Genomic DNA, 16,516 nt, shown 5'->3' on the forward strand with positions numbered 1-16,516 from the left:
CGGCCAGGGGGGACCCAGGCATTCGCTGTCCTGCGCGAGCAGTCGTCCCGGGTCGTTGCATGGTCCCGGGCCACCTGCTTACGCACTGGATTAGGGGGGACCATGTCGGCCCCTCGCCCGTTGACCGTGCCCGCCCCGGCTCCAAGCACCACCTGATCGTCGACCGTCACGGCATTCCGCTCGCCGTCACGCTTACCGGGGGCAACCGGCACGACGTCACCCAACTCCTGCCACTGTTGGATGCGGTCCCACCGATACGGGGCGTGCGAGGACGCCCCCGCCGTCGGCCCCGGCGGCTGTTCGCCGACCGCGGTTACGACTTCGACAAGTACCGTCGTCTGCTACGGAAGCGCGGCATCAAGCCCATGATTGCCCGTCGCGGCGTTGCCCACGGCTCCGGGCTGGGCAAAGTACGTTGGGTCGTTGAACGCGCCTTTGCCTGGCTGCACCAGTTCAAGCGACTCCGCACCCGATACGAACGACGCGCCGATCTCCACCAGGGCCTGCTCGAACTGGCCTGCAGCATCATCTGTCTGCGACGACTTCAGCGAACTCGGGCAGCGGTGGATCAGTAGCGGAGGCGAGCCTCTAGCCCGTCGATGAGCAGCGAGCAGTTCTTGAAAGCCTCCAGCAGAATCTGCTCGCCATCATCCGGCACCAGGATCAGGCCCAGATCCCGCAACGGCTTCACGACGGCAAGAGTGCGGGTCCCGTCTGGGTCAGGGCCGTTGAGAGTTGCCCAAGCCTCAAAGAAGCCCCTGACACTTTCCCACCCTGGCCCCGGGCTGAAGTGAGCCAGGAAGGACGGTTGGTCGATCCCGTACTCATGGAGTTCACCGACCAGGACGTCGCCCCGCAAGAGTCGCCACTGTCTCACTGGAGGTTGCCCCCGGTTCCGATAGACGCCGTTGCGATCGAATCCTCGCAAGGCACACCCGGCTAGCCAAGCGCTTCATTCTGAAACGATCAGTAAGTCATGCTGGGACAGGGCCATCGTGCATCTCCTGGGTTGAACTGGTCGTTTACCAAGGAGAGTTGCACGGTGGCTCGCTGCTACGAGCAGGGAGCGGAACCTACGCGCGCACGCGCCCCCGGGCGCACTCCCTCACCGTGATCGGCTGCACCAACCAGCGGGACACCATCGACGGAACCAACATCACGAGGGGGGTCCGGTCGTTCGGGACTGGGCGAGAGCCGGCCCCTGATGGACCCTGGCCGCAACACCCCTGTCACCTGACCGCCAGAGCCCCTGACACACCGCTAGGTGGGAGTGCGTCAGGGGCCTCGGGCGCGGGAGCCCAACTCTCGCCCAGTCCCGGAGCCTACGGGTACCAGGGGCGCCCTCAGACGCTCCCACACCGGACCCCGCCCCGACCGGACCAACGCCAAGCGAGGGTGTTTCTCGTGCGTGTGCGGGCCCCTGCCCCGGTGACCAGGGGTGAAGTCGGCCAGACGGCCGAGACAAAGACCGATCAGCGTCCGTCGGCTCTGGCTGTCAGCGGTCATGCAATTCGGCTCTGGCGACGATCACGTGATGTTCTCTGACCGGCGCGTCGCGGCGCAATTGTGGCGGAGTGCAGCTCACGCCAGGGTGACGTGCGTGTCGCCTTCGGCCAGGACGTTGAGGACCTCGGCGAACAGGTCGTAGGGCTGGCCGTCCGGTGTCAAGGTCTTGGACAGGTGCTCGCGTGCGGTGACGGCGTCTCGCCAGAGCAGGGTTGCGGGGGCGGTGTAGCCGAAGGTGCCGCCCAGGCAGTCGTCGAGGGCGTCCAGGCAGCCGCCGAAGTAGCCGCCCGGTCCGTTCACCGCCTCGCCGAGTGCCAGGTAGAGGCCAGGTTCGTCGGTGATGTGCCGACCGTCGAGTTCGTAGGCGTGACGAGCCGGCCGGTCACGGTGGGCGCGTCGGCAGGCCCGCTCCCGGACGAGATCGAGCCAGGCCCCGCGGCGCCGGGTGTCGAGGCAGGCCCAGGCGCCCCAGGGTGTTCGGTGGCTCGGCGAGCCACCGTTCCCAGATGGGCCGGGCGTATTCGGGGACGGGCGTGAAGGCCTTTCCTTCGAGCTCCAGGTCGATCAGGTCCGTCCCGTTGGAGGACGGTTGCCAGGCGGTGACTTTGGTCCACAGCAGTCGTTCCGTGAGGGGTTCGCCCTGGTCGTCTCGTATCTCGAGGGCGGCCTCCTCCAGATCCAGCGCCCGCCGGGTGCCCTTCAGCAGTGCCGCCCTGAGCTGATCACTCGGGGCGAGTCCCCTCAGGACGAGCGGGGGTGCCACCTGCTCGGGTGGCAGGATGCGGGCAAATTCCCGGCACGAGCCCAGCCACCGATGGCCGTCGTGCAGTCGGACGGAGCCCCTGTGGCCGTCGGGCGGGCCTTCGTAGTCGTCCAGACCGGTGAGCAGCAGACTGTCTGTTCCGGGGAACTGCCCTGAGCTCTCCGCGTCCTCCAGCAGCCAAGGTTCGAGTCCCTCGTCGTCCGGCACCAGCCACACCCGGCTGCCTACCCAGTCCCGCACCTCGCCGTCTACCGGGACCCAGTCGAGCAGTTCGTACGTCCCACGCTGGGGTTCCCCGAACAGTCCCTCCGCCTCGACGCAGACTCCCCAGGCATGGCCATGCTCGGTCTCCGTCAGCGTGTACCGCGTGGGCCCGCGATGGTTCTCGTCCTCCTGCACGGAGGGAATCATGCCCGCACCAGGCTTTCGCGGCGAACCCCTTTCTCTGTGGCGGGTCACGATCTCTCAAGGCTGAATACCCGAGTTAGCCACAAGCGATCAAGTTCCCTCGGTTCTGGCGGGTCACGTGACGTTCCCTGCCATTGCACGCGTCGCGACCCACAGGACTATGTGTGATCGGGGAGCATGATCGACGTGAAGTTCCCCCTCTGACCTGGACAGCTTGATACTGGGACGGAAGATCCCAGAGGAAGCAGTGCCAGGCAGTGATTCCTAATGCGGTCTGTCAAGCAGCGCGTGCGATGGGTGAAGTGAGTTCGTAGGTCCGTCCATCTCGCAGGAGGGCCCAGAGGACGTTGACGCGGCGGCGGGCCAGGGCGAGGACTGCTTGGATGTGACGCTTGCCTTCGGCACGCTTGCGTTCGGAGATGTAGAAGACGCGTTGGAGTCTGCGGTTGTAGCGTCGTGGCCGGCGAAGACTGCCGCTCTACATCTCCGGCCGGGCCGTCCACCGGGCGTCGGAGAGCTACCGCGGTGAAGGGAAGACCGACGCCAGGGATGCCGCCGTCATCGCCGACCAGGTCCGCATCGCCGCGACCTGCATCCTTCATCCCCGGCCGACCGCAGGCGGTCAATCGGAGAACTCCGCCACCTCGGTTTCCGGCTCCACGCCCCGGCCTGTCTGCGACTGCTGCTGCCCGTGGCGCAGTTGCCGGGCGGGGTCTGGGAGCCGGTACGGGGCGGGGCTGTCGATGCCCAGTGCCAGGCGAAGCTCTGACATGTAGAGGTCGACCTCGAAGGCGCGGTATCCGCAGGTCTGGCCTCCGCCTGGATCCCTGAACGTTCCGGGATGCGTTCTGAGCAGGTGTTTCAGGAGGCTTTCATTCGACCGCGTCCGTACCTCTTGGAGGAATTTGTCCACTGCGGAGATGTCGTACAGCGGCAGGCTTCCGGTGTCGCGATGGTCCCACCGCTCCACGGTGAACCGGGGTGCCGGGATCGCTTCGAGGAGCTGGTCCATGGCGTCGGTCCGGCGGCGTGCCTCTTCGCGTTCGGCGGCCTCGTCCGCATGCCGGGCGTCGAGGCTGGCGGTGACGCGCTCCTCCAGCTCCGCGAGCCTTTCGACCGCGGCTGCGAGGGCCTGCTCGAGCACCTCGACCCTGCTCTGGGTTTCGTGAACCTCTGCGGCCAGGCTCTCGCTGGGACGCCGGTGCAGGTCGTCCTGGTGAGCCCGCTGCCATGCCTGACGCCACGGCTCCCAGGTCTGTCCGCATCCCGCCGTGATGAAAGCCTCGAAGGTGGCTTCCCGGGGAAAGACCCTGCCGTTGACCAGGCCGGAGACGGTCCCGGTCGACAGGTTTCCCTTCTTGGCGACCCTGCTGCCGCTCAGGTCCAGGCAGGCCATGAGCTCCTTCGCTGCGAGCACGAGCTGCAGCGAGGACGTCACGTGTGCCGGATCCGGCAGCGGGCGGGCAGGATAAGTCGTCATGAATCCCCCTCAGCAGTAGGCCAACACCGTAATTGAACGAGCCTTCCCAGCAGGGGCTTTCATCGCAATGCGGCGGTGTTCGCAGTTGCCGTGCCATTAAGGGATCTGCGGGGAGGCAGGGGGCCGACTCTCTGCTGTCCTGGTCTTGGTTGCTCGCCGAGCCACACGTTCTGCCCCCGCCCGCCATGCCGGGACGGGCAGACGTTTCCGACCCGCGGACCACGCCCACAGGAGGTCGACTCCATGTCCAACGACCCGCAGGACCGCCACTCCGTGGCCATCGCCCTCCTGGGCACGACGCTCGCCGGGCTGATCGCCGTGGCCTACCCGGTCCTGATCCCGGCCCTGGGCATCGCGTTCGCCGCCTTCATGGCCCTGACCGTGTTCCTGAAACTGTGACCTCGGTCTGCGGCCGACGGATCCGGCGTGAACGGGAGCGGCGGGCTGCCGTGTTCGCGGACGTCCATAAGCGAGTGTCAGGTCCATCATGGCTGTTCGGAGGCGGTTTTGGTAGGACACAGCGCACGTGCGTTCAGCCTTGTGAGCGCTGCTGCCGCGCGTCAGACTCGTCGTCATCCACTCTCCGGCCGACGTGCCGGCAGCCCTGATCGGCTGTCGGCGCGCTCGTCGTGCTGTCTCGCCGTGTGACATGCACCGGCCGGGGGGTGGCGGGACGAAGGGGGAGCGATGGATCAGGACATGGTGGTACAGGCGAGGGTCAGGCTGCTCAGTGCCAACCGGCGGGTGGTACGCGGTGCGGAAGGGCTGTGGCTCTACCGCCTTCTGACACAGGTCGAGCCGGAGACGTACGGGTCGAAGTTGGCGTACGTCCTGGTGGAGGCCAGCGCCTCGCCCCTGGTGCGGGAGCTGCCCGAGCGACGGTTGGCCCTGCTGGACGAGGCCGTGGAGGTGGCGAAGGCCCTCGGCACGTCGAACCCCTACCGGGCGAGGATGCTGGCGAGGGCCCTGGCCGCTAGGCAGCGGGAGCTGGAGGCCGTCTGGCAAAGCAGCCCTCGTCCGGACGGGGGTGAGCACCGGGCAATCCTTCGGGGCCCGGACTCTCCCGAGACGACTCGTGCGCTCGGACAGCGAGTACGACGACCCTGACGTCCGCAGCGCCTGTCGCGCATCAAAGTGTGCACACGAGCAGCCGCCGGTTCATCGGCGACGCCGCCCGCGATCTCGCGCGCCTCCTGCCCGGCCAGTGGCACGCCTCGGTCGAGGTCTACTCTCACCCCGACTGGCAGCAAGACCTGGCCCCCCGGATCTGGGACAGCGGCGAACTCGGCCGTGCCTTCGAGAGCGACCGGATCCCTTTTGCCGCAGCGGACAGGCGAGCCAGAGCCCTCGGGGTACCAGCGCGGTCCATCTTCGCTGTCACAAAAGAACGTCGGTCCACCTTCGATGGCAATCGGTCCGACTTCGCTGTCACAGGTGTGCGCCACGAGGCGCTACGCAATCGAGTGGAGGTGGAAGACCTTCTCCTCCAGGCCGTCGCAGCGGTCTGGTGAAGCTGGGGGCAGCCTGACCCGGGGAACGTCGGGGAGGGTGGCAAGCGGCCCCGACAACGGCGGGACGTGCCGGGACTACCGGACGGTGCGGGTCCGTCTAGCGAGGTCAGAAGGTGTAGCGAGAGCGAACCAGTGGTTGAAGCTCCGTAAGCAGCGAGCCGGCTCAAACCTGGTGGATACGGGCCGGTATGCAGCGCGTGACCTGCTCGTCCTCGGACGGGTGGATCAACTCCGAAGCCGGATTTCCTGTTCCGGTGGGGAGGCCACGTTGAAAGCCTGCGGCGTAGGCGTGGCGATGCTGCCGGAGTAGAGCTGGGCACCTCCCTGACCGATCGATTGTGTGGTGAACGTGGGAACCATCCCCGGTCGCCCGAGCCACCGGACAGCCAGTCCGGTGGTGGGCAGGTCCGTTGCCGACTGATGGCCGTGGGTGGGGCGGAGGCCCCGTAGTAGTCGCGGGAGTAACGACCCGTCGTGGAGACCGGGAAAACCGGTCGCAGGGCCAAGGGGGCCAGCAAGTCAGTGGCCGAAGTACTGGAATGTCGGGAGGGTCGCCGGTGAATACCGACGAGCTGGAGCGCGCCTTGTATGAGGCGGAGCGCCGGGTACTGAAGATCCAGACCAAGCTGCACCGTTGGGCTCGTGACGATCCTCATCGCAGGTTCGACGACCTGTTCAATCTCGTTGCCGACCCGGGCTTCCTGCTGGTGGCCTGGGATCGGGTGCGGGGCAACAAGGGTGCACGCACGGCCGGGGTGGACGGACGCACGGCGTCTTCCATCGCGCTGTGGGTCGGCGTCGAGGGGTTCCTCGACGTGCTGCGGTCGCAGATCAAGGACCGCAGTTTCCAGCCCATGCCGGTGCGGGAGCGGATGATCCCCAAGGCGGGCGGCAAGCTGCGCCGACTGGGGATCGCGACGATCACCGACCGGGTGGTGCAGGCATCCTTGAAGCTGGTGCTGGAGCCGATCTTCGAGGCGGATTTTCTCCCGTGTTCCTACGGGTTCCGCCCGAACCGCCGGGCTCACGACGCGGTGGCCGAGGTGCGTCTGCTCACGTCCAAGAAGTACGAGTGGATCGTGGAAGGCGACATCAAAGCCTGCTTCGACGAGATCTCACACACCGCTCTCATGGAGCGGGTGCGGGCACGCGTCGAAGACAAACGCGTCCTGGCCCTGGTGAAGGCGTTCCTCAAGGCGGGCATCCTCAGCGAGGACGGCCTGCTGCGGGACAACGACACCGGCACCCCGCAGGGTTCGATCCTCTCGCCGTTGCTCAGCAACGTCGCTCTCTCGGTCCTGGACGAGCACATCGCCCAGGCGTCGGGAGGCGCCGGAACTGATCTCAACGAGCGCCGAAGGCGCCGAGGTCTGCCCAACTACCGGCTGGTCCGGTACGCGGACGACTGGTGCCTGATGGTTCACGGCACCAAGGCAGACGCCGAAACGCTACGCGACGAGATCGCGGAAGTCCTCACCACGATGGGCCTGCGCCTGTCGCCGGAGAAGACTCTGATCACCCACATCGAGCAGGGCCTGGACTTCCTCGGCTGGCACATCCAGCGCCACCGAAAACCAGGCACCAACCGGCACTACGTCTACACCTACCCTGCCAAGAAGGCCCTGCGGGCCATCATGGCCAAGGTCAAGACGCTCTGCCGAGAGGTCGGCACGAACCAGCCGCTCGACGCCCTGATCGTCCGGATCAATCCGGCAGTGCGGGGCTGGTGCGCCTACTTCCGGCCCGGGGTGTCCTTCGCAACCTTCTCCTACCTGCGCAACTACATGTGGCACACGGTCTGGAGATGGGTGCAGCGCAAGCACCCCAAGACGGGCCGGAGGAAGATCTTCAGCCGCTACTGCGGCCGCAGATCATGGTGGACCGGGGAGACCCGGGAACTGTTCGACCCGATCACGGTGGGCACCACTCGCTACCGCTACCGGGGCCTGACGATTCCCACCCCCTGGGACTCCACGGGATGAGAACAACCACCACGAACCCCTCCCGGGGCTTGTGGAGAGCCGGGTGCGGTGCCAAGTCGCATGCCCGGTTCGGGAAGCGGCTCCGGGGAAACGGTCCGGTCGAAAGACCGGAACCGCGCCCCGGGCCGACTTCACCACGCGGGATGGTGACCGGGCCTCCGCCAGGATGATGTCGGTCGCCGGGTCGCGGTGCACCGGGACGTACAGGCCCCAGTCGGCGTCACCGGCCGTGAGCCAACCTCCGGTCCACGGGGCATTGGGGGTCGTGAGTACACGACCGGCGAGCGGGCCACCCAGGACACCTCCTGCTGCCACTCACCAGCCGCGGCCGAGGTGAGGTCACCCAACACACCGTCCGGGTCCAGCGGATCCCGCTAACCACACGCGGCGAAACGGGAGGATCGCGGCTGCCCCCGCACGGACGCAGGCCCCCCCGCCATCGGCGGGGGGGCCTGCGTCCGTGCGGGCTGAGGCTACCGGCGGTGTATCGCTGGCGTCGCTACCGAATGCGGTGACGTTGTGCCAACTGGCGCCTTGCCAGGCCGCCGCCATCCGCGTACCTCATGACGAGGATGTAGCAGCACCGCCAATGGCCGCTGTCGCCCCACCCTGCGCTGCAGGTTTACGAACGCAGCTCACCACGGGAATCGACAAACGATGAAGCCATGTCGGCAAGATCAGCCAATTCGACATCAGCCAGAATCGCACCACCAGGCGACGATTGCACAGAAAAGCGACCGTCACCCTGCAGTTCGATGCAAATCTCGCCAGCATCCCTGCTATAGGGATCAATAGCCAACCGCAAGACATTGTGAGAGAAGAACGGAAACATGCCGTTCAAGCGAGAGTTTGACCGCAGCGCGGCCAACATCTCACGATGAGAGATATGGTTATCATCCGCCAAAACTATGCGCCAGGCTGTTTCCACGGGTTCGCCGCGCTCGTAGCCTTCAGCCATTTCGGAAAACTCAATGAACGGAAAGCGCTCACGCAGAGGCACAAGAAGCACACCGCTCCGCCAAGCGTCAATAACTTCTGCAATGTCTCCCAGGGAGGCTGTGCTCCCGTTTGCCCAGACGAAATCACCCTCGGCACTGTCCATGGAGATTGAAAAGGCTCTCCGGTTCAGAACCGTGCTGATCCTGATGAGTCCACGACTCGAATCAGCCTCGGCAGTGCGATAATCGCAGAGCGCTCGATCCGAGCCAGGTCGTACGTCTCCAAGGTCGAGACCACAGTATTCCGCAAGGCGACGAAGCGCCTGAGACAGACCACCATTCGTCACTAGCTCTGGGTAGTACTTTGCGTCTGGAGCTTCAGCGAAGCTATCCATCGACATATCCACGACTCTCAGACCTCTTCCGTGCAGTTGGTTACGGTTACCCAGGACCCCACAATAGCCACATCTTGGAAAGGGCGGGGTCTGTCGACCAGGCTGGACAAGCAAGATCCGCCTTGCCGGAGAGGGCGGGCTCCGCCCGCTCGGGTTCATCATCACGCCCGGCCAGTAGGGAGATGCACCTCAGATGATCCCCGTGCTGGAAGAGATCCGTGTGCCCCGGCGGGACGGTGGACGACCACGCACCCGGCCCGACCATGTCGGGGGAGACAAAGCGTACTCGTCACGCCGCAACCGGCGTCACCTGCGCAGACGACAGGTCAAGCACATGAGGCCACCTCGCGAGCGTCCCAGGGCCTCATCGGGGCGGTGGCGCGCCGGGCTCTTGCTCCTTCGACTTCGGCAGCGCTTCTTCGCCATCGTAGAAGGTTATCGAACTCCATGACCGTTTCCCTGAAACCACCGACTTTGCAAGCCACGCCTTCTCCTGCTCGGTCGCCCTCGATCCCGCCGACATCCCTCTCAGCGCCGAACCAGTAAATCCGCCGGTGGATCCCTTGGTATTGACGTGAATGTGAATGTCAGGGTTGTCGATAGCCGCCATGACCGACTCCTGCCAAGTTCTTCCGTCTGAGAGCTTACCCATGTAATGGGTGAAGTCATTTTTAATAGCCCACTCGACAGTCCCCGTACCCGCGCACGATCTGGGCGCAGTGGCTGTGCGGCGAGCACAAGTCGGGCCACCGACGGCGTGTCCTGGGTGAGTTCTCCAGGGGCATCGCTGCTGACGGCACGGTCGTGGAGAAGACGTTCCTCGGGTCCGTTCGGGTGCTGGGCGAAGGCATCGATACATCCCACTGTGACTCCGTGTACTTCGCCGACGTCCGCGGATCCATGCCCGACCTCGTCCAGGCGGTCGGCCGGGCGCTGCGGATGCAGCCGGGCGAGGGCAAGGTCGCCTCCCTCGTGGTGCCGGTGCTGCTCGGTCCCGGCGAGACCGCCGACACCATGCTGACCTCCAAGGTGTTCGGCGGGCTGGCGAAGCTGCTGGAGGCACTCAGGGCGCATGACGCCCGGGTCGTGGAGCAGCTCGCCGAGCAGCAGGCTCCCAGCAGAGTGAAGGGCGTGCAAAGCCGCTCCGCGGAGGGGAAAGAGGGAAGAGAGCAAGGGGTGGGGAGCGACCGAAGCGACCAACGACTCTCCCTGCCCGCGCGGGCACTGCTGAAGTTCTCCACGCCCCGCGACCCGGCCGCCCTCGCCGCGTTCATCAACCTGCGCGTCCTCAACCCCGAACACGAACACTGGCGGCGCGGCATCGAAGCTGCCGTCCTCTACCAGCGGCTGCACGCCGACCTGAAGGTGCCTTTCACCTACCGGGTGCCCGGAGGCGACGACCAGGCGGTGAAGGCCGAGGCGTGGCCGGCGTCGCTCGCGTGGTTTCCGCTCGGACATTGGATCGCCGACGCCCGACGCTTCTACGCCCGCGGAGACATGGACGCCGACCGCGTCCAGGAGCTGGAAAAGCTGGGCATGGTCTGGTCGCACTTCGACGTCGCCTGGCAGGAAGGCCTCGCAGCGGCACGTGGATGGGCTGGGGCGAACGGCCACCTGCTCGCGCCGCTGGACGCCACCCACCAGGGCTACAAGGTGGGTATCTGGCTGAAGAACGCGCGGGCGGCCGCCCGCAAGGCGCAGGAGGTCGAGCAGCGTCGTGCCGAGGGGCTGCCGGTTCAGTCGTCGGCCGGGACGCTGGCGGACGAGCGGCGCGAGCAGTTGGAGGACATCGACCCGTCCTGGTGCCCGGCCTGGCCGGTGGAATGGCAGCGCGCCTTCCACCTCGTACGCTTCCACCTGGACGCTGGCGGCATGCTCCCTATGTCGCCGGGCGACGTCGTGCACCAGGGCGAGGACCTGGGGCGGTGGGTGCGCTCCGTACGGCTGGGCTGGGACAAACTGACGACCGTGCAGCAGTGGATGTGCGAGCAGGTCATCGGGATCGAGCCCGCAGCCGAAGAGGACAAGCCCCAGGCCCGGATGAGCCAGGCCGACAAATGGGCCATGAACTACCAGGCCGCCCGGCAGTTCTACGAACGCGAAGGACACCTCCAGGTCCCCAGGAAGTGGGTCGAGCGGATCGTCGACGGCGAGGACCAGGAGGAGCGGGAGCTCCGGCTCGGGGCGTGGATCGGGAACCAGCGCAGCCGGGCCGCAACACTGGCGCCGGAGCGGATGGAGCAGCTGTCCGCCATCGGCATGCGGTGGTCCTGATGGTGGGCGTCATCGTCACCGCGGCCGCCGCGCTCGCCGTCGGCTACCTGCTCGGGCGACTGCCTGCCCGATGATCATTGCCAGCGGACTGTACTCAGCCCGTTGCCGAGATCCGTCACCTCTGCTCCAGCAAGAACAGCCGGGACGGCGCTGAGCCGATCCGTCCGGAACTGCACTTGGTCCGGGCGCGGGCCCTTCGGCAGTCGGCCGTACAGGACCAGCGCGTCATCGTCCTCGTCCGCTGTTTCGCCGCCCACATCGACGAGCAGCGCGACAGTCCTGTCCAACTCCCGCTGGATCAGACGCTGAACCGCACCGGCGACCTGCTCACGCTCGTTCTCGGTCAACCCGCCGAGCACGAAGGTCAGGACCTGAGTGTCCGGCGCCACGTACCTGACATCGCACACCACGTCCGTGTCGGCCGACAGCCAGAACTGCATGCAGAGCGGCCCGACCGACAGGCCAACAAGCTCCAGGATGCGCCCGACAGGCAGCCTCACCTGTTCCCCGCCGACGTCCAAAAGCATCCCGCAGCCGAGCGTTGGGTGCTCGACGGCCAGCCCGGACTGCGCCAAGTGGTCGGTGACCGAGCAGAACTCGGACTCGTCCATCCGGCCCTCGCGGTACCAGGACAGATAGGTCTCCAACACCGCTGACACTCCTCGTCGTCATGGCCCGCCACGAGGGCGACGTGACACCCATGATGGTGGCCACTGGCCATCAAGCTGTCACCTGCATCGCCCACGTAGGGACAACGGTCTGCTTTTCGATTAGCCGGTGATGCGGATCTCCACCAAGACCATCGGTGCTCCGCCGGTCAGGTGGCGGAGGCAGTACCGAGAGTCGTATTGGGATGCTGCATCGCCGTCAGTTTCCACACAAAGGCGATGGCGAGAAGCGCTGCCGCAAGGTTCAGTGCATCGGCGGCCATGGTCATGTCGGCGGCGTGCTGGAGGGCCTCAGGGGTCTTGGCTCTGGATTGCAGGGTGGAGCTGATTCGCGCCATCACCACAGCTGCGATCCACGACGTCCACCACGCCTTGACGAGTCGCTGGGATACTTCGCGCCATGATTTGTCGGGCGCGGTCTGCGCACTCGCGGTCCAGATTTCTCGGGCGATCGTGAACGGCATCCACAGATTGGCGATCGGGATGAACCAGCTTCCGATTGCCCAGCCCCGGCTCCGCGTGCACACGTCCTGTACGAACACGTCCGCATTGCATCGCACGCGGTAGAACCACAGGAGGAAGACGATAGCGGTGACAAGGATGCCGGACAACTGGAGGCGTCCAGCCAGCTGGTACAGATCGTCCGTCCTGACGATTTCGTCGTCGCTGCGCGTGAACAATGCTCCACTCACGCGGTGCATCTGGATTCCCGCGTACACAGCGAACAAGTCAGCCGCGGCAGTCAGACCGAGCAGAGCACTCGTAGCAATGGCAAGCGGGCGTACCGAACGCACGACCAGTCCAGACGGCGGCACGACCGCCGACGACTGAATCAACATAGAATCCCCTCAAGACAATTAGCTGCAGTTCGTACAGCGAGATGGTGGCGCAGCACCCTTGACGTGCCATGCATCAGGGATCAAACCTCAAGCCCCGAATCAGGAAATTCCAAGAACTCCTCGATAAGATCGAGAGTTAGGTCTGCCATTTTTCCATCTCTGCCTCACGGGGCATGCAGTCGATCGACACGTTCAGATCCATCAAATCGGGTACGCGGGTTGAAGCGATGATGTATGACCAGTGGACACTGGATCGCCTATTGAGCAGCTTATGCTCATGAACTCCTGAAATCCCGCCAACGGGGAGTTGTTGGATGCCGCGCAAAATCCTTCAACAAATGCAATCATCGTCGGAAATCGATCATCCATTAGATGCTTCGACGTCGGTTCCGCAGATGAAGGCAGAGTTCTTTGATGTCCATCAACTACCCCCTGTTACGGTCTCAGGTCGAGGCGAATGTATTCCCAGTATTTCCATTGCCGTATCGGCAATGCCCGGTACAGCCTAGGGACGGTCACTCTCGCCAGGGAGTCTCCCGTCGCCACAACCCCGCAGGCGTGTCGAATTTGAAAGGACGGCTCTTGGCTCAGCAGCTCGAATTCGACCGCTACTGATCCCGTTTCGCACACAAATCCAGTTTCCGCGTCGACCTTGTAGTCGTTGGGTCTCGGGCGGAAGTTCGGCAACTCTCCGGACCTGGCACCGCGATAGCATTCGCCCGGATTGCAGGTCCTTGCGCAGCGCGTTCTTCCCGAGCCTCTCGGAGGGCTTTCCCAAGGTCGTTGCTGAAGCGGTGAGCTCCGTCGTTCGCCATGGCGATGCCGCTCCCGGTCGTGGCCAAACCACCACTGACCGCGGCAACCGCTTTGCTTCGACGCAGCCGGCGCCCAGTGTCTCGAGGCACAGCACGAGGCCACCGCCACCGCCGGCGATGCCCTCCCCGATTCCGAACTCCGTCACGGAGGCGCCGCCGAGACTCTTTAGGAGATCACCCGCGAGCTGGGGGCTGTATTCCCAGAACGCCTTCGCGTAGGGGCTGACAGTGCCGACGGTCTCCTTGAGCCATCCCCCTTAGTGGTCTCGCTGGCAAGGCGCTGACCAGCACCCTTACTGGTCAGCGCCAGGCAACCGGACGTTCTCGGCTCAACTGTGGAGTGAGGTTAGGGCTGGGTGGTGACGGGGGTGGAGAAGTGCCCCTTGTTGTCGCCGGGGTAGGTGTAGAAAGTGGTGGCGTTGCGTAGGGCGAGGAGGTCGGCCTTGCCGTCGTTGTTGAAGTCGCCGCCGGTGATCAGGCGGGTGGTCTTCCAGCCGGTGCCGACTGCAGTGCCGGTGTTGAAGGCGTTCTTGCCGTTGTTGGTGTAGCTGTAGAGGGTGCCGTTGTTGTTGATGGCGGTGGCGTCGGCCTTGCCGTCGCCGTTGTAGTCGCCGACGGCGATCAGGCGGATGCCGTCCCAGCCGGTGCCGGCCGTGATGCCGCGTCCGACTCCTCCCTTGCCGTCACCGGGGTAGATGTAGAGGGTGCCGTTGTCGTGGGCGGCGAGCAGGTCGGTCTTCTTGTCGCCGGTGAGGTCTCCGGCGGCCAGCAGACGCATGCTGTTCCAGCCGGTGCCGGCCGTGATGGTGTGGCCGAACCTGCCGGTGCCGTCGCCGGGGTAGGTGAGCAGTGTGCCGTCGTCGCGGATGGCGACGATGTCGGACTTGTTGTCACCGGTGAAGTCCCCGGCGGTGATGACGGGGGTGGTGTTCCACTGGATGCCGATCTGGCGGCGGCCGGTGAAACCACCCTTGCCGTCGCCGGGGTGGGCGTAGAGGTTGCCGTCGGTCCCGTCGACGGCGAGCGCGTCCAGTTTGCCGTCGCCGGTGAAGTCACCGGCAGCGAGCTGGCGGGTCCAGGCGCGGTGGGCGGTGGCACTGATCCATTCACTGAGGTCGTCCGTGCGCTGCGCCTCGGCGTTGTTGCGGGTCTCGCTCTCGCCCAGGCAGCCGCCGCGCCAGGAACGGGTCGCGATGCCGACGAGTTCGGCGCCGTTGTCGCTCTCGCGCAGGACCGGTCCGCCGGCATCACCCTGGCAGACCGAGTCGCTGCTGGTCCTGCCCGAGAGGGCGAGGGTGGTGCCGTTGACACTGTCGACGGTGAAGGCCGAGGTGTGCGCGGCACCGGGCACCCACTCGGTGCTGGTGCGGCCGAGCCCGGAGAACGTCGCCTCGTCACCGGCGGCCAGGGGGGTGTCGGCCAGGGACACCACGGGCACGTCGGCGGGGGCGGACACCGACAGGCGGGCCATCACCACATCACGGCCCGCCGCGGGAACCAGCTCGGCGACCTCGCTGGTGTGAGCGGTGCCGGCGGACAGGTCGGTGCGGCTGACGGTGACGGTGGTCTTCTCCTTCGGCTTGCCGCCGGCGACCTGGGCGGGGTCGTCCGCGAAGCAGGACGCGGCGGTCACCACCCACTCACGGGACACCAATGCCCCCGAGCAGCCGCGCGCCGTGTCCCCGGCGCCGATGGTCAGCCGCGCGGTGAACCCGAAGCCGTCCGCGGCCTTGGGGCCGGTAGCGGCACTCGCGGGAGCAATAAGGGCAGCGGCCGCAGAAACACTCAGGCCAGTGGACCAGAGAGTCCGAGAACGTCTAACAGGCATGATTTTCCTTGTCGAACTGAAGGCGTAGCGCCAAGAGGGAGTCAGATTTGTGGAGGCGGTGACGGGCGGGGATAGAGGCGACATGACGTCCTCACACGTGGTCGTCACGGGAGTCGTTTCCGATGACCAAAGACATCCGAGCCCCCCTCCCGGGCCAGCTCTGGGCGAGGAGACCAGGTGACACGGCACAGAAGGAGCAGACGGCCGCCATGCGGCCTTCCCTATGAGCAGCGGAGGCTGGAGTTCTTCGGGCACAAGCGTCGCTGGTGGTGCCGGGAGTCGGCATGCTCAGACTTGCCGCCGCCGTTTCTTCGGCGTGCCGACAGCGGGGTAGCGGTCCCAGATCTGGGCCTTGTAGTACGGACCACAACCATCACAGTCATACTCAGGACCGTCGAAGACGACCCAGTAGGACAACTCGCCCCTATATGCCATCGCATGATCGACAGGCACGGGTGGCTGGAGATCGTCGATCACACCCTCGAACTCAACCTGCCATGGACCGGCCCAGGATGGGTCCTGGACGGTCACCCGCGTACCCGGCGATATGGCACCCGTTGGCCACGAAACGTCCGCGCCGCCGCCATAGCGGTCTGCACCCGAGGAGCCCGGCGGTTCTTGATGGCTCATGATGCCCATCTCTTCATCCATCGGTTCGCTACGGATCTCCTTGGCTCCGGTCCTTGAACTTGAAGTCGGCCGCCTCACACGTGCTCGTGTTGTACACGTGGTGGCGTGGCACCCCTTGACCTGCCATGCATCAGGGATCAAGCCTCAAGCCCCGAATCAGGCAATTCCAAGAACTCCTCGATAAGATCGAGAGTTAGGTCTGCTACTTCCATCTCCGCCTCACGGGGCATGCAGTCGATCGACACGTTCAGATCCATCAAATCGGGTACGCGGGTCGACGCGATGATGTATGGCCAGTGGACACTGGATCGCCTATTGAGCAGCTTATACTCAATGAACTCCTGGAATCCCGCCAACGGGGATTCATTGAATGCTGCGCAAAATCCTTCAACGAATGCAATCATCGTCGGAAATCGATCATCCATTAGGTACATTCGACGTCGGTTCCGCAGATGAAAGCAGAGTTCTTTGATGTCCAT

At 65.5% G+C, this 16,516-nt stretch carries 15 protein-coding genes and 4 pseudogenes; 8 read left to right on the plus strand and 11 right to left on the minus strand.

Annotation, left to right across the window (positions count from 1 at the left end):
• Window positions 1–575: IS5 family transposase (locus ACIPK3_RS32645; protein ID WP_402575609.1), on the plus strand; the 575-nt coding region annotated here is incomplete at its 5' end.
• Here ACIPK3_RS32645 and ACIPK3_RS32650 read toward each other — a convergent pair.
• The 3 genes and pseudogenes from ACIPK3_RS32650 to ACIPK3_RS32660 form a co-directional block, all read right to left on the minus strand.
• Window positions 569–691 (minus strand): hypothetical protein, encoded by a 123-nt coding sequence (locus tag ACIPK3_RS32650; protein WP_402575611.1) that lies wholly within the window; start codon window positions 689–691, stop codon window positions 569–571. The two genes, ACIPK3_RS32645 and ACIPK3_RS32650, sit on opposite strands and share 7 nt — an antisense overlap.
• A gap of 890 nt (window positions 692–1,581) precedes the next feature.
• Window positions 1,582–2,680: pseudogene (locus ACIPK3_RS32655) on the minus strand (barstar family protein).
• Window positions 2,681–2,954: 274 nt separating this feature from the next.
• A pseudogene (locus ACIPK3_RS32660) lies at window positions 2,955–3,155 on the minus strand (IS110 family transposase); the annotation flags it as partial.
• Here ACIPK3_RS32660 and ACIPK3_RS32665 point away from each other — a divergent pair.
• Window positions 3,154–3,258, plus strand: a pseudogene (locus ACIPK3_RS32665) (transposase); the annotation flags it as partial. The pseudogenes ACIPK3_RS32660 and ACIPK3_RS32665 sit on opposite strands and share 2 nt — an antisense overlap.
• Window positions 3,259–3,299: 41 nt before the next feature.
• Here ACIPK3_RS32665 and ACIPK3_RS32670 read toward each other — a convergent pair.
• Window positions 3,300–4,157 carry a hypothetical protein gene (locus ACIPK3_RS32670; RefSeq protein ID WP_402575613.1) on the minus strand — a complete coding sequence of 286 codons (858 nt, stop codon included), beginning with the start codon at window positions 4,155–4,157 and terminating at the stop codon, window positions 3,300–3,302.
• A gap of 243 nt (window positions 4,158–4,400) precedes the next feature.
• Here ACIPK3_RS32670 and ACIPK3_RS32675 point away from each other — a divergent pair, with 243 nt between their 5' ends.
• The 4 genes from ACIPK3_RS32675 to ltrA all read left to right on the plus strand — a co-directional run bounded on the left by ACIPK3_RS32675 (window position 4,401) and on the right by ltrA (window position 7,650).
• Window positions 4,401–4,556 (plus strand): hypothetical protein, encoded by a 156-nt coding sequence (locus tag ACIPK3_RS32675; protein WP_402575615.1) that lies wholly within the window; start codon window positions 4,401–4,403, stop codon window positions 4,554–4,556.
• A 288-nt stretch (window positions 4,557–4,844) separates the two neighbouring features.
• Window positions 4,845–5,264, plus strand: coding sequence for a hypothetical protein (locus ACIPK3_RS32680; RefSeq protein WP_402575617.1), 420 nt, complete (start codon window positions 4,845–4,847; stop codon window positions 5,262–5,264).
• 29 nt (window positions 5,265–5,293) lie between these two features.
• The gene (locus ACIPK3_RS32685; RefSeq protein WP_402575619.1) at window positions 5,294–5,668 is read left to right on the plus strand and encodes a hypothetical protein; all 375 of its coding nucleotides are present in this window, start codon (window positions 5,294–5,296) and stop codon (window positions 5,666–5,668) included.
• Window positions 5,669–6,225: 557 nt separating this feature from the next.
• Entirely contained in the window at window positions 6,226–7,650 is a 1,425-nt protein-coding gene (gene ltrA, locus ACIPK3_RS32690) for a group II intron reverse transcriptase/maturase (RefSeq protein ID WP_402575621.1), read from the plus strand.
• Between the two features lie 622 nt (window positions 7,651–8,272).
• Here ltrA and ACIPK3_RS32695 read toward each other — a convergent pair.
• Window positions 8,273–8,752, minus strand: a complete 480-nt coding sequence (locus tag ACIPK3_RS32695) for a DUF6193 family natural product biosynthesis protein (RefSeq protein WP_402575623.1) — start codon at window positions 8,750–8,752, stop codon at window positions 8,273–8,275.
• A gap of 316 nt (window positions 8,753–9,068) precedes the next feature.
• Here ACIPK3_RS32695 and ACIPK3_RS32700 point away from each other — a divergent pair.
• Window positions 9,069–9,371 (plus strand): annotated as a pseudogene (locus tag ACIPK3_RS32700) (transposase); the annotation flags it as partial.
• On the opposite strand, the gene ACIPK3_RS32705 reads toward ACIPK3_RS32700, so the two are convergent.
• A complete protein-coding gene (locus tag ACIPK3_RS32705) occupies window positions 9,348–9,593 on the minus strand; it encodes a hypothetical protein (RefSeq protein ID WP_402575625.1) in 246 nt (81 codons plus the stop codon). The pseudogene ACIPK3_RS32700 and the gene ACIPK3_RS32705 sit on opposite strands and share 24 nt — an antisense overlap.
• 113 nt (window positions 9,594–9,706) lie before the next feature.
• On the opposite strand from ACIPK3_RS32705, the gene ACIPK3_RS32710 reads away from it, so the two are divergent.
• Entirely contained in the window at window positions 9,707–11,257 is a 1,551-nt protein-coding gene (locus tag ACIPK3_RS32710) for a Helicase associated domain protein (RefSeq protein WP_402575657.1), read from the plus strand.
• Between the two features lie 74 nt (window positions 11,258–11,331).
• Here ACIPK3_RS32710 and ACIPK3_RS32715 read toward each other — a convergent pair whose 3' ends face one another.
• The 5 genes from ACIPK3_RS32715 to ACIPK3_RS32735 form a co-directional block, all read right to left on the minus strand.
• Entirely contained in the window at window positions 11,332–11,904 is a 573-nt protein-coding gene (locus ACIPK3_RS32715; protein WP_402575626.1) for a hypothetical protein, read from the minus strand.
• Between the two features lie 170 nt (window positions 11,905–12,074).
• Window positions 12,075–12,764 carry a DUF4328 domain-containing protein gene (locus tag ACIPK3_RS32720; RefSeq protein WP_402575628.1) on the minus strand — a complete coding sequence of 230 codons (690 nt, stop codon included), beginning with the start codon at window positions 12,762–12,764 and terminating at the stop codon, window positions 12,075–12,077.
• 1,161 nt (window positions 12,765–13,925) lie between these two features.
• The gene (locus ACIPK3_RS32725) at window positions 13,926–15,341 is read right to left on the minus strand and encodes an FG-GAP-like repeat-containing protein (protein ID WP_402575659.1); all 1,416 of its coding nucleotides are present in this window, start codon (window positions 15,339–15,341) and stop codon (window positions 13,926–13,928) included.
• 354 nt (window positions 15,342–15,695) lie between these two features.
• Window positions 15,696–16,058 carry a hypothetical protein gene (locus ACIPK3_RS32730; protein WP_402575630.1) on the minus strand — a complete coding sequence of 121 codons (363 nt, stop codon included), beginning with the start codon at window positions 16,056–16,058 and terminating at the stop codon, window positions 15,696–15,698.
• Window positions 16,059–16,174: 116 nt separating this feature from the next.
• Entirely contained in the window at window positions 16,175–16,516 is a 342-nt protein-coding gene (locus ACIPK3_RS32735; RefSeq protein ID WP_402575632.1) for a hypothetical protein, read from the minus strand.

Source organism: Streptomyces sp. NPDC086787 (genome assembly GCF_044745865.1).
Classification (GTDB): Bacteria; Actinomycetota; Actinomycetes; order Streptomycetales; family Streptomycetaceae; genus Streptomyces.

Excerpts from the sequence above, each read along its gene's own strand:
- ACIPK3_RS32695 (WP_402575623.1), bottom strand. The coding sequence starts at position 8,752 with ATGGACAGTGCCGAGGGTGATTTCGTCTGGGCAAACGGGAGCACAGCC.
- ACIPK3_RS32670 (WP_402575613.1), bottom strand. The coding sequence starts at position 4,157 with ATGACGACTTATCCTGCCCGCCCGCTGCCGGATCCGGCACACGTGACG.
- ACIPK3_RS32680 (WP_402575617.1), top strand. The coding sequence starts at position 4,845 with ATGGATCAGGACATGGTGGTACAGGCGAGGGTCAGGCTGCTCAGTGCC.
- ACIPK3_RS32730 (WP_402575630.1), bottom strand. The coding sequence starts at position 16,058 with ATGGATGAAGAGATGGGCATCATGAGCCATCAAGAACCGCCGGGCTCC.
- ACIPK3_RS32735 (WP_402575632.1), bottom strand. The coding sequence starts at position 16,516 with ATGGACATCAAAGAACTCTGCTTTCATCTGCGGAACCGACGTCGAATG.
- ACIPK3_RS32675 (WP_402575615.1), top strand. The coding sequence starts at position 4,401 with ATGTCCAACGACCCGCAGGACCGCCACTCCGTGGCCATCGCCCTCCTG.
- ACIPK3_RS32720 (WP_402575628.1), bottom strand. The coding sequence starts at position 12,764 with ATGTTGATTCAGTCGTCGGCGGTCGTGCCGCCGTCTGGACTGGTCGTG.
- ACIPK3_RS32705 (WP_402575625.1), bottom strand. The coding sequence starts at position 9,593 with ATGGCGGCTATCGACAACCCTGACATTCACATTCACGTCAATACCAAG.